Origin of the sequence: Flavobacterium aquariorum (assembly GCF_003254745.1) — a bacterium.
GTDB lineage: Bacteria > Bacteroidota > Bacteroidia > Flavobacteriales > Flavobacteriaceae > Flavobacterium > Flavobacterium aquariorum.
Genome location: NZ_QKXH01000004.1, coordinates 36591 through 49769, shown reverse-complemented (window position 1 = coordinate 49769; position 13179 = coordinate 36591). Strand labels below are relative to the sequence as shown.

The window sequence follows — 13179 nt, the reverse complement described above, 5'->3', positions numbered from 1 at the left end:
GTCTTCCGTTTATTTCGCAGAGACCAACGTCAATTTACCACTCTTAAGCCCCGCGCCATTTACTTCAAGTTTTACATCACCAGTAGTAGTTGTCGATTTTACAAGCACAACCAGTTTTCCGCTAAAAAGTTTCATGGTATCTTTATGAAACATTTCGAGTGAAGTGGCATCGCCATTGCAGGCAGCTCTGTAAGTACCCGCTCCTGTAACCTTAAATTTTAATTGGTTAGTTGCTGTAGGACATGGAATTCCATTTTTGTCAACTACAGATACTGTTACGAAAGATATATCTTGGCCATCGGCAGTGATTGTTTTCCTGTCTGCTTTTAAAACAATTTGATAAGGCTTACCGGCAGTATGTATTTCTTCTTCAGCAACAGCTTTACCATTGTCATCAAAAGCCACCACTTTTACCGTTCCCGGCTCATATTTCACATCCATCCACATCAGACGATAGCGGTTCTGAGGTGTATTTTTGTTTTTTTTCTGCACTCCCATGCTTTTGCCATTTATAAAAAGCTCAGCACTGTTGTAACTCGTATATACAAAAACCGGAGTTGTTTCTCCTTCACGTCCTTCCCAGTTCCAATGCGGTAAGATATGAAGGGTTGGTTTCTCCGTATTCCAACGGCTTCGGTATAAATAATAACGGTCTTTTGGCAAACCTGCTAAATCGTTAATTCCGAAATAAGAACTTCGGGACGGCCAGCTTTCATCATAAGGCGTAGGTTCTCCTAAATAATCAAAACCAGTCCAGACAAATTCGCCAATTACCCAAGGTTTATCATCTTGAAGCACAAAATCTTCATCAGGTACATTTGACCAGCTACAGGCTTCCAAATCATAAGAGGAAGATTGAAAATCAGGATATTGTTTCATTTTCTCCTGAACTACAGGGAATTTATAAATCCCTCTAGAGCTGACAGTTGAAGCTGTTTCTGATCCTAAAATAAACCCTTGCGGAAATTTATTAAACGCCTCATCATATAAATGCACACGGTAATTCAGCCCCGGAATATCCAGTAGCGCTCCAAAACCAGATTCCATGGTCGCTTTTACTTGATCCATACCAACAGTTACCGGACGTGTCGGGTCTTCTCTATGAAAAATTTCCTGCAACCATTTTGCGCGTTTAACACCAGCTTCTCCCCATTGATCAGGGACTTCATTTCCAGCGCTCCACATCACGATAGAAGGATGATTTCTTGTTGCGTGAACTAAATTCACGATATCTTTTTCGGCATATTCATCAAAAAAACGGTGATAGCCATTTTCTACTTTTGGCTTTGCCCATTCATCAAAACTCTCTGCTAAAAACAAAAATCCCATTTCATCCGCCAATTCAAGCTGCTCGAAAGAAGGCATATTGTGCGAACTGCGTATCGCATTACAGCCGAGATCTTTTAATATCATCATTTGCCTGCGCAACGCGGCTTTATTTACTGCTGCTCCAAGAGGACCAAGATCGTGGTGAAGACAAACTCCTTTAAATTTAGTTATCTTTCCATTAAGGCTAAAACCTTTATTGGCCTCGTATTTTATTTCCCGAATTCCAAAACGTGTTGAAATCTCATCTTTCAGTTCTTTTCCAACATACAATTGAGAAACCGCTTTATACAAATAAGGAGTTTCAGGACTCCATAATTTTGGCTTTTCTACTTTTATATTTTGATCGAACTCTTTTCCGAATTGCAAAGTTGATTCCTCTGAATTTAGTTTCTTTCCTTCAGCATCAAAAATAGTAGTGACTAAACGACTGTTTTCACCAGAAGCTTTTGTCTTAATATTAACTTTAGCAATTTCTTCACTTATAAAAGGAGTGGTTACAAACTGACCCCATTGCTCAATGCTTTCGTTATTTTTCACAATAACACTTACTTTTCGATATAAACCAGCACCAGGATACCAACGGGAAGCAAATTCTTTATTGGTTAGTTTTACAGACAATATGTTCTCTCCTTCTTGTATAAATTGGGAAACATCAAAGTAAAAATAACTATAGCCATACGCCCATTCTCCAACTTTTTTTCCGTTTAAATACACTTGAGGTTCGCTCATCGCACCTTCAAAAAGCAGAATTATTTTTTTCCCTTTTGAATCTTTAGGCAATGTAAATTTATTGCGATACCAAGCTGTTCCAATATGCGGTAAAGCACCTGTTCGTCCCGTTTTTTCGGTAGCAACTTTTTCTCCATTTTGAACAATGGCGACCTTCTGAATGTCTACATTTTTATCAAAAGGCCCGTAAATTGCCCAATCATGTGGAACAGTTACAGATTCCCATTTTGAATCATTAAAATTTACTTTATACGCCTCTTCAAAATCACCTTTTTGGAATTTCCAATTGGTATCTAACACTTTAACTTCTCGTGTTTGAGACAAAGCCATTTGTGTAAATACTAAAAATATAACGAGAATACTTATCAGTTTCTTCATTTTTAAAACAAATTAGAGTTTTAGTTTTTTTTGAACCATATAAGGCATTTAAGCTCATATAAGGTCACTTATTTGAATTATTCATTTTGTTTGCAAATGTTTTATTGCGCTTCAACTTATATGAACTTATATATCTTATATGGTTTATTATTCTTTAAACGCATCCAATGCCATAGAGGGTTTTCCATCTGATCTCCAGGCACTCAATTCATAGTGACTCCATGATTTTGCTCCTTGAGGTTCCCAGTAAATTACACCTAATCCTTTATTATTTGGCACTGCTTTTACCGCTTTTATAACAGCTACTAACATGTCATATGTATTTTGTTCCTGCGTATCAATGCCACCAACCTCAACAACCATAACTTCTTTATCATATCTAGCCGCCATGTCATTTAGATTATTAGCCAAATCTGCAATGTTTTCTTTGTAATCCGTTTTGATCCAAAAAGGATAATAGGACAATCCTATCACATCATACTTAACATTATGAATTTTTGCATTATCAAAGAACCATCTAAATTTTTTACTGTTATTCCCTTCGTCTAAGTGAACAATAACTTTGATATTTTTATCTACAGCCTTGGTCGCATCATATCCTTTATTGAGCAATTGTGCCAACTGACCAAAGTTGTCTGTACTTCCTTCCGGCCATAACATACCTCCTGGAATTTCGTTACCCACTTGCACCCATTCCGGTGTAATTCCAACATCTTTGAGCGCTTTCAAAACATCGGTTGTGTGAAAATAAACATCATTCAGCAATTCTGAGAAAGTATGATTTCTCCATTCCAAAGGCTTATTTTGTTTGCCGGGATCGGCCCAAGAATCACTATAATGAAAGTCAATCATGATTCGCATTCCCATTTTTTGTGCACGAATTGCCATAGCTACCGTTTCTTCCTTACTGCAATGTCCGCTTGCTTTGTCATCCGAAGGATTTACCCAAACTCGCAGTCTAATGGTATTCATTCCTCGGTCTTTCAACAGTTGCAAACAATCTTTTTGGGATCCATCGGTATCATAGAATTTGTATCCTGTTGCTTCCATTTGTGGCAACCAACCCACATCGGCACCTTTGGCGAAAGTATCTTCTTTGGATTGCTGTATTGTTTTATTAGTAGTGCAATATGTGAAAACCAATACTAAAAGAATTACCAATGAACTATATACTTTTTTCATCTTCTTCTAATTTAAATTAAAAACTTGCAAAACTGGCAATGCTTTATTATCAAAATCATAAAGCGCTTGGTTTTCAAACGTAGAACCATCCTTCGCTTGATCCCCTTTGAACGAAATCCATTCACCTCCCCAATACGAAAATCCAATTCCACTTTGAGACGTTTTTACAAGATTTTTAATGGCTAACATAAAACTTTTTTGTCCTTCCGGAGTTGCCGGATAACCTGAAACCAATTGAGAATCCAAGCCAACGATATTATTTGCCCAATCATCATACCCTAATGTAAAAGGATAAGCCGTTTCGGCAATAACTACTTTTTTACTGAACTTAGTACCCAAAGCATCGATGGTACTTTTTACAACTGCCAAATCTTTACCATGCCAAACTGGATAATAGGAAAGACCTATATAATCGTAATCTACACTTTTTACTTTGGTAAAAAACCAATCCGTATCCGAAGCTTTTACTCCTGCATAATGAACCATAATTTTTGTTTTTGGCGCTTTGCTTCTAATGGTAGCACTAGCCGTTTTTAATAAATCAATACATTGTGCTTCTTGATTAATTAAATGTCCTTGAGGCCAAAGCAAACCGCTGTTTATTTCATTCCCAATTTGGATAATATCAGGATTAATTTCTGTTATAATTGTAGATGTGTAAGTGGCGACAGCCGTTTTCAAATCGGTAAACGATAAATTTTTCCATTCGGCTGGAGTAGTTTGAGCCGCTGGATCTGCCCAAGTATCAGAATAATGAACGGTAAGCCATACCTTCAAACCTGCTTGTTTAACACGAGCGGCAAGCGCCTTTACTTCTGTTAATCCAGAATGTCCGCCGGCTGGATTTTTCCATAAACGAATTCGGATTGTATTGCAACCTGCATTTTTCAAAGTGGTAAGCATGTCTTCGGCTTTGCCATTATTACTAAAAACAATACTGGCACTTTCTATCTCAGGAAGAAATGAAATATCCGCAGCGCGAATAAACTCATCGGTCACAACTTGTGGGTCTACAACCGGACCTGGTGAATCACTACCTGAACAGGCAAATTGAATAGCCAACAGAGCGACAAGTGACAGTATGGTTAGGATTTTCTTCATGATGGGGCGAAGTATTTTAAAATGATTGAAACTTATATATTGTATTATGAGTGTATTCAGCACCTTTTTTAAGAACCGCACTTGGAAAATTCGGATTATTTGGCGCGTCCGGATAATTTTGGGTTTCAAAACAAATTCCACTTAACGGATGATAATCGGCATTTTCTTTTCCCTTTATCGTATTAAAACAATTCCCGCCGACATAGATATGAACTCCAGGCTGGTCGGTATACACTGTCATTTTTAAATTATTTTTTTTATTAAAAAGCGAAGCAGCAAATTCGTCCTTTCTGTCCAAAACAAAAGTGTTATCTATTTTCGAAGGACATTTTTTTGGTGTAAAAAAATCAAAGTCGGTATTTTCTATTTCCAAAAACCTACCAGTTGGAATATTTTCAACTGTAGTTTCCAGCATTCGATGGGTATTTACTATTAATTCTTGGTCTGAAACATTGGATATATGACCGTCCAGATTAAAATAACTATGATGGGTCAAATTCACCACGGTATCCGCTGTAGTTTTTGCGTTATATTGAATAATCAGTTCGTTTTTTTCTGATAGTGTATAAGTAAGTTCAACAGTCAATTTTCCTGGATAATTCTCTTCCCCAGCTGGGCTGGAATACGTCAGGGTTATTGCTGATTTTCTGCCTGAATGTACTTTTTTGACTGTCCAATTTTTTTGACTAAATCCAATGAAGCCACCATGTAAGGAGTTATCATTGTTATTTTTATTCAGAACAACCTTTTGCCCATTCAAATTAAAAGAACTGTTATAAATTCTTCCTGCATATCTCCCTACTGTGGCTCCCATATAAGGAGGACTCACCAGATTAAATGACTGTATATAAGACTCTAAAGTATCAAAACCCAAAACAACATCAACAATTTCACCATTTTTCAAAGGCATTTTCAATTCAGTTATCGTTGCTCCATAAGTGATTACCTTTAACTTCATTCCATTTTTGTTGGATAATTCGTAAGAGTATATTTCCTCTCCGTCTGGCATTAAACCGAACAAATCTTTTACGGAAGTGCTTTTAATTTGTGAATTGCGTTTTATTTCCATTGTTTTATTATGAAATTTGAAATCCAAATGTAGAATAAAATTCAAACCATACATACCAGTACCTACCAGTTTTTGAGTCTTTAAAAAAAAACCTCGAATGTTTGCCATTCGAGGTTTTTTTTAAATGTGTGTCTCGTCTATTTTTTCCACAGCATTATTTCACTTCTGTTATTTCAAGTACTACACTAGTCCTCAACAAATTTACGCTCGGATTAATACCGACCTTCATAAGAAAATCACCTGTAAAAACATTTTCAGAAGGCATCGTCGAACTAGTTCCTGGATATACATTCAATTCTTTTATTGCATATTTTTTATTTGGATCCAGTCCTTTCAAAACTACCGGAAGTGGCGTTGCTGTTAACATAAATCGATTATTAACCAAATAATTAAAAACAACTGCTTTGCCTTTGTCTTTATCAACATACATTAATGCCGAAATATCATTTTCATGAGGATTCACTAAACGATACAAATCACCATGCCAAACAACATCTTTGAATGAATTATAATTTTTTATTGCCTCTTTACAAAACAATTTATCCTTATCATTTAAATGACTCACTACAATATCAAATCCCAGCTTACCCATGCTTGCAACATCAACTCTGAATTTTAAAGGCTGTTTTCCCCAGTCGGTCACATGATTATCCGTTGTAATAGAAGGAAAGAAATAAGAATAATCCCATTGCATAAATATTCTTTCAATAGGCTCGGTATCATCACTTGGCCAGAATTCCGTAAAGTATTTTAACATTTCATAATCACCACGCCCTCCTCCACCGGAGCATAACATCATAGGAACTTTAGGATATTTAGCACGGATTCTCTCTAGTACTTTATACAAACCTCTTATATAATCAACGTATAGATTAGATTGTGGAATACCTTTTTTATTAAGGTAGGCTGAATATGCATTGTAAATTACGGCATTACAATCCCATTTTATAAATGCCAATTCAGGATTTTTTATAAAAAGATCATCAACAATTCCAAACACAAAATCCTGTACCTCGGGATTTGACAAATCAAGCACTAATTGGTTTCTATAATACACTTCTGGTCTTTCCGGTTGGCGAATTACCCAGTCTAAGTGCTTTTCGTATAACTCACTTTTAGGATTTACCATTTCAGGTTCAATCCAAATTCCAAATTTAATGCCCTCTTTTTTAGCTTCTTTTACTAAATAGCCTAATCCATGAGGCAATTTCTTCGCATTCTCTTTCCAGTCACCAAGACCCGCTTTATCATCATTTCTAGGATATTTATTTCCAAACCATCCATCATCTAATAAGAACATATCAACCCCAATCTCTTTAGTATCTTTGAACAAATCAGCAATTTTATTTTCGTCAAAATCAAAATAAGTCGCTTCCCAATTATTTAACAATGTAAGACGTTGTCCTTCCCCATCTAACACTCTATATTTTCTTGCCCAATCATGAAGATTTCTGCTGGCCTCACCAGTACCATTATTAGATAAAGCATATATAAGAGACGGTGTTTTAAAAACTTGGTTCGCAGGTAAAAGATATTCAGAAGCATATGGATTAATCCCAGCTATAAGACGAAGATTTTTGTATGAGTCGACCTCAAAATCTAACTTGAAATTACTGCTCCAAGCCAATTGCCCTAGCATAACTGTGCCATCAGTATCTGAAGCAGGTTTACCAAAAGATAAAATAAAATTAGGATTTTGAAGCAACATTGCCCTTGTTCCTAGTTTAGAATCTACTGTTCTGATTCCCTGTAGAAGTTTTGACTCAATAGGCTGCATTTCTTTTAAATACTGACCTTGAAAACTGGTCAAATAAAAATCTTTATTGGTGAAATATAAATTGGCTGAAGCAAATTTCTGCAACAGAACAGCTTTCTTTTCATTGTGCTTTATTTCCGTCCATTGCTCGATTACATTCTCTTTTGCCCAAATTTTATAAAACAAAGTTACCTCAAATGGATAAACAGGATCTTTTAAAACAATACTTGTAATAGATGAATTAGCATCAACCTTTTCTGTTTTATGACTTACATATTTAAGTTCCAAAGATGGATTCCCATCTGCATGTTTTACTTGAATAGCTGGCTCTGAAAGATTCCAAGTTCCTGCCGGAGTATAGGCTCCATTATAAATTCCTGCATTTTCATCTTTGAAATTATAAGCTCCGGAAACTGCTAGATATTCACTAGTATTTACCAGAGGTTTCCCAAAATAAACTGTCATTAATCTATTGTTACTATCTGTTTGCAACAAGATCATATTGCTATTGGTTTCGATAGGTATTGTAACTTTTTGCGCCCACAAACTGATGACACCAAACATAAAAACCAATGTAAACATGCGCTTTTTATTGAAACAGATTTTTAGTTTTTCTTTCATAAATAATTAATTTTAACAATATCCTTTGTATCAGCCCAATTATATTTCACTCCTATTTATAATTTCTAAAATAGGAGTGAAATTTTATTTTTTTATTTCTTTTTCGGTTTAATAACAAAACCGTAACTGTATTCTTTATTTTTCAATTGATATTGTTCGTGTGGCAAAGCTCCCCAACTATTATCTCCGCCCACACCTCTTTGCGCTAAATCGACACACACTACAACTTCGTGACGTGGTGTAATATCATTAATGTGACGGTATTTTTTTGTCAAACCTGGATCAAAATCTTCAGGGTAATTATGCAGAGCACTTACTCCTAACGGCTGTAGACCTTCGATTTCAATTCCATTTCCTGAATTATTAGTAAGTGTCAACCAACGAACATCTGTTTTATATCCATTTTCTTGAGGGCGCGTGTAAGGAACATATTGGTCTGCAACTTTACTCTGATAAATTCCCTTCAAAGAAGAGGTATTTCTGTCTTGATAATTTTCCCAAGGTCCTCTTCCATAGTAACTAAAATTATCCAACTCTTTTTTGAGAGAGAATAATATCCCAAAACGAGGCATTTCTGCCAATGGATTATTTCCTGCTTTGAAAGAATTTTCAACAGTCAGACTTCCATCCGAATTCATCGAGTACGTAATAGTACATGTAGACGCTACATCTTTTAATAAAAGAGTCGCCACAACAGTTGTTTTACCAGATTCTTCTTTAACCTCAATAGCATTCAAACTGCTAAATCTCCCCACTGATCTCCACACATTACTGGTTACTTGCATATAATTCCCAAAATCATTATCTGTTGGAGCACGCCAAAAATTAGGAACCGGTAACTGATTGAAAAAACGTTCTCCGTTTGATTTGTAATCTTGAATCAGACCTGTGTTTTTGTTTATTGTCACCTCAACACCAGACGCACTAAGTGTAATACCATCTTTAGTTTCTTTAACAGCAGGTTTTGACCCTTTATCTACTGCTTTAACAAAATACTTACTCTCGCTAATTGAAAACTGTTCTCTAGCCACTTCAAAATTTTGTGGCAAAACCTCGGTTCCCTCAACAGTATAGGCATAAATATTCAAAAGGTATTCAACCCCATCTTTTGATTGTAATTTTGGCAATTCAATTTGAATTTGCTTCTTGGATTGCGGAGCAAGATTTATATCAACAGTGCCTTTCTTAATAACCAATCCATTTTCTAAAATCTCATACTTAAAAAGGTATTTATCAAGATTTGTATAAGCAAATCCATTTTCTACCTGAATAAGTCCATTATTCAAATCAACCCCTGAAAATAATATATCCTGATACACCTTTTTTACTTCAAAAGCACCCGGATGAGGCGTACGATCTGGCCAAACTAATCCATTATGACAAAAATTTTCGTCGTTCGTATAATTTTGACTTCCCATATCACCACCATAAGCCCAATATTTCCGTCCCACTTCATCAGTCATTTCAAACCCTTGATCTACCCAATCCCAGATAAACCCTCCTTGCATATTGGTACTACTATGGATAATATCCCAGTATTCCTGAAAATTACCACTACTGTTACCCATGGCATGTGAGTATTCACACATGATGAAAGGGCGTTTTACATCTTTACGTTTAGCATACTCTTTCATGTAGTCCATACTTGGATACATTGGGCAAACTACATCTGTATTATCTTTTTCTCCTGCTTGCTCAAATTGCACCAATCTTGTATTGTCTCTTTTTTTAATCCAATTATAAGCCTCTTGAAAAACAGGTCCGTTTCCACATTCATTCCCCAAAGACCAAAGAATAACAGATGGTTGATTTTTGTCGCGCTCCACTAAGCTATAAATACGATCCATATGGGCTGCTTTCCACTCAGGCAGATACGCGGGGTGTTTTGTTTTGTCAAAGGAACCTTGTAGTTCGGCTCCCATTCCATGACTTTCAATATTAGCTTCATCTACTAAGAATAATCCATATTTATTACATAGTTTAACCCACATTAAATTATTTGGATAATGACTGCACCGCACCGAATTAATATTAAGCTGTTTCATTAACTTAATGTCTTTCATCATGGTTTCTTTATCCTGATAATGTCCAGTTTTAGGATTGTGCTCATGAATATTGACACCATGAACCATAATTCTGACACCATTAACCAATAATTGACCATTTTTCAATTCTACTTTTCGGAAGCCGATTTGCGTAGAAACCGTTTCAATAAATTTTCCGTTCTCATCCTTTAGCGTAAGTAATAAAGTATAAAGATTTGGCGTTTCATTGCTCCATAATTTAGGAGATGAAACATTTTGTGTGAATGTGGTTGATTCCGCTGAATTAGCTCCTAAATTAATTTTTATTGCTTTTTTGAAAATTTCATTTCCATTTGCATCTACTAATTTAGCTTCAACAGTTTGATTGTTTTTTGCAACCGCATTCATGTTTTTGAGTTTAACATCAACAGACAGGCTTCCGTTTTTATAGGAATCGTCAAGATCCGGACGTGCAAAAAAATCTGCAATACGGGTATTGGCCGTACTATAAAGATAAACATCACGGTCAATTCCTGACAACCGCCAAAAATCTTGATCTTCTAGATAAGAACCATCACTCCAACGATACACCTCAACTGCAACTTGATTTTTACCTTCTTTTACATATTTAGTTATATCAAATTCTGTTGGACTCTTTGTATTTTCACTATACCCTACTTTTTCTCCATTTACCCAAATATACATCGCCGAAGTTCCTGCTTCAAAATGAAGGTAAACACGACGTCCGTTCCAGTTTTCTGGCAACTCGAAAGCACGTCGGTAAGACCCCACTGGATTATCCGCATGATCAATAAACGGTGGATTTTTGACAAATGGATAAGTAATATTAGTATAAATAGGAATCCCATACCCATCTAATTCCCAGTTTGATGGCACAGCAATTTCTTTCCAATTGGTTGTATTAAAATCTGTTTTGAAGAAATCCATTGGACGTTCAGCTGGTGTTGGTGACCAATTAAATTTCCACTTTCCGTCTAATGTCAAAAACCAAGGAGAACGTGTATAATCATCCGCAATAGCAGATGACTCATCAGCATAAGGCAAAAAAGCGGCTCTTGCTGGTTCTCTATTAATCTGAAATACTGCTGGATTTTCCCAATCATTATTTGCAGTCTTTTCTTGTGCATTGACAACCAATGATGAGAACGCAAAAATATAGGCTAAAATTTTATTTTTTTTCATGTAAAATGTATTATGTATAACAAAATTTATTATTGGCAAACTAGTTATAAAACCACTATAATTGTGTGTTTTTGCAAAAAATATTTCGCTAATAATTATGCTTTATGGTTAAAACTAACTCCTTATTTCAATTGATTTATATCCCAAAGCAATTAACTATCAATAAATAATCATAAGAGAAGACAAATGATTGATTTACATTAAATCAATCATTTGTCAAACACTTATGAAAAACTAACTATTTAAACAAATAAAACAACTTACCAAGGTGAGTTTTGGGTCATATTCGGATTATTATTCAATTCACTTTGTGGAATTGGATAATATGAGAATTTAGTAGTGAAAAGTTGGTATCCACCTACTTGACTAGATTTGATTACTGACTCAAGGGTTCCCCATCTTCTTAAATCGAAAAAGTGTAGTCCTTCACGAGCAAATTCAACATTTCTTTGATGCATAATCTCAGTCATCATTTGATCTTTGGACCATCCTACCATTGAAATATCCGTCAATTTCGCTCTATCTCTAATTCTTTTTACCAATGGTGCAGCACCAGCTACATTTCCTTGCATAGTTCTTGCTTCAGCAAGCATTAAAAGAACATCAGCATAACGCATTGCGAATTCATTCAATTCAGATTTCCAATCCCCTTCGTCATTATTCCACCAATTTTGATTTTTTCTAATCCATATAGCATTTGCTCCAAACTTTGATACAAAATCTGAATTATAGTAAATACAACCAGGATAATTCCAAGCCAATGTAGCCAAAGCTCTAGGATCAAATGAACCATCAACAGTTTTCTCATTTGTCATCGCATTTAACAATACTGTTGTAGGCAATAACTCATTCCATCCCCCTACTTCACCAGGTGCACATTCCTGAGCCATCGTTGTTGCTCTTGTTCTTTCAGCTGGACTTCCTCCCCAAATAGTTGAACCACCAACTTTGCTAAACTGAATTTCAAAAACAGATTCTTTACTATTTTCATGTTTACCATCAAATAATTCAGCATAATTATCAACAAGACCATATCCATTTGTAGCTTCATTATTAACTAACTTATTAAATTGCTCTTCGGCTTTTGCATAATCTTTCATATACAAATATGTCTTCCCTAAAAAAGCGATTGCTGCATTTTTTGTCACTCTTCCTTTAAGAGCAGTAGGATAGTTCTCTGGCAAAGCACTATTGGCCGCAAATTGAAAGTCAGATATAACTTGGCTCCAAACTTCTGCTTCAGTAGATTTTGATTTAAAATAATCTGATTGAGATTCTACTAATGCTGTAGTAATAGGAACAGCCCCAAACTCGTTAACCAAATTAAAATAATTCAATCCTCTTAAGAAGGTAGCTTCAGCTAATAATTGCTCTCTTTTTGTTTCGTCAATGTTTTGAATTTTTGGAGCATAAGTAATCACTTGATTGGCGCGGAAAACCCCAATATATAATGCTTTAAATATGTCTCTTGGCACGCCCGTACCGGCATCATTCTTATAATAAGAAACAGCATAACGGTCTGGTACATCATTTCTTGCAACAAAATTTTCTGTTCTGTTTTCTTTAAGCTGCATTGCCTGTATTTCCCAATACCCTGCATTATTATTATCTACAAGAGTATTGTAAATGGTTGCTACTCCAGATTCAAGATCATCAGAAGTTTTCCAAAAAGAAGATGTTGTTTTTTGATTTGGATTTTCTAATTCAAGATTATCATCACATGAACTTAAAAACACAAGTCCTGTCATTAAATATAGTATAATTGATTTCTTTTTCATTTTTGTCGA

Annotated in this window: 7 protein-coding genes; all 7 read right to left on the bottom strand. The window is 35.4% G+C overall.

Translation table 11 applies throughout. The annotated features are described in order from the left end of the window. Positions 1-9: 9 nt before the first annotated feature. The gene (locus DOS84_RS07555; protein ID WP_111409526.1) at positions 10-2436 is read right to left on the bottom strand and encodes a DUF4982 domain-containing protein; all 2427 of its coding nucleotides are present in this window, start codon (positions 2434-2436) and stop codon (positions 10-12) included. 147 nt (positions 2437-2583) lie between these two features. Beyond that, entirely contained in the window at positions 2584-3618 is a 1035-nt protein-coding gene (locus DOS84_RS07550) for a glycoside hydrolase family 53 protein (protein WP_111409525.1), read from the bottom strand. Positions 3619-3624: 6 nt separating this feature from the next. Beyond that, entirely contained in the window at positions 3625-4719 is a 1095-nt protein-coding gene (locus tag DOS84_RS07545) for a glycoside hydrolase family 53 protein (RefSeq protein ID WP_111409524.1), read from the bottom strand. 16 nt (positions 4720-4735) lie between these two features. Then, positions 4736-5896, bottom strand: a complete 1161-nt coding sequence (locus DOS84_RS07540; RefSeq protein WP_341537927.1) for an aldose epimerase family protein — start codon at positions 5894-5896, stop codon at positions 4736-4738. Between the two features lie 46 nt (positions 5897-5942). Continuing rightward, the gene (locus tag DOS84_RS07535; protein ID WP_111409523.1) at positions 5943-8165 is read right to left on the bottom strand and encodes an alpha-galactosidase; all 2223 of its coding nucleotides are present in this window, start codon (positions 8163-8165) and stop codon (positions 5943-5945) included. A gap of 92 nt (positions 8166-8257) precedes the next feature. Continuing rightward, positions 8258-11392, bottom strand: a complete 3135-nt coding sequence (gene lacZ / locus DOS84_RS07530; protein WP_111409522.1) for a beta-galactosidase, LacZ type — start codon at positions 11390-11392, stop codon at positions 8258-8260. A gap of 260 nt (positions 11393-11652) precedes the next feature. Next, complete coding sequence (locus tag DOS84_RS07525; protein WP_111409521.1) at positions 11653-13170, bottom strand: RagB/SusD family nutrient uptake outer membrane protein; 1518 nt, start codon at positions 13168-13170, stop codon at positions 11653-11655. Positions 13171-13179: the final 9 nt, after the last annotated feature.